Annotated in this window: 2 protein-coding genes; both read left to right on the forward strand. The window is 37.4% G+C overall.

Features of this window, described 5'->3' with window-relative positions; translation table 11 throughout:
* The coding region (locus JKG61_RS22785) for a hypothetical protein (RefSeq protein WP_202105310.1) at nucleotides 1–198 on the forward strand (198 nt) is incomplete at its 5' end.
* Nucleotides 198–692 (forward strand): hypothetical protein (locus JKG61_RS22790; protein WP_202105311.1); only part of this gene is annotated, 495 nt, incomplete at its 3' end. The genes JKG61_RS22785 and JKG61_RS22790, both read left to right, overlap by 1 nt.

Raw genomic sequence — 692 nt, forward strand, 5'->3', positions numbered from 1 at the left:
GACACTAAGGAAGCTATCGCTCAAAAGCTATTGGATAACTTCAAACCAACTGTCATTGATAAAATGCTGGGAAAGGTGGCAGGAAAAGTAAAGGTATTGGAAAATCTAGTCGCTGAATCGAGATCTAAAGATGAAAAGCAACACCAAATCGCATTGAAGAGTGGTTTTGTAGTTGCGATGAAAGAAAAGAATCAATAATGAAAGCAGCACTGACAACTATATTAACCTGTTGTATTCTCTTCACTTTTGGTCAGGAGAATACACAAGAGAATAGCGATGGAATACGGATTGAGCAAAAAACCTTGATAGATCTGTATGTAAAAGCCTTGAATAACCGTTTCGATCTGCTTTTACAAAGTGGCTGGCAGTATATTGAAATAAATGAATATGGACGTCTACTCAGGAACATGGAGATAGCTGATAGGTACAAGTTTTTGACAACAGGTGAACTGATTGATCTATCCATAAAAGAAAAAAGGGCAATTGATATCTTAAGAGTAGTACACAATATCATTTCGAAAGATACTGTCGATATAAACTTTGGTCAATTAAGAATTACCGGAAAGCGAAAATTGCATTTTTACAAGGGACTTCGATTTAAAAGAGGTTACATCACAATTAATTGTGGCGGCACAAATGGATACCAGCCCGATATGAGATTTGCGAGGGATGCCTCGACTGATGAATGGCGG

Source organism: Sphingobacterium faecale, assembly GCF_016746095.1.
GTDB lineage: Bacteria > Bacteroidota > Bacteroidia > Sphingobacteriales > Sphingobacteriaceae > Sphingobacterium > Sphingobacterium faecale.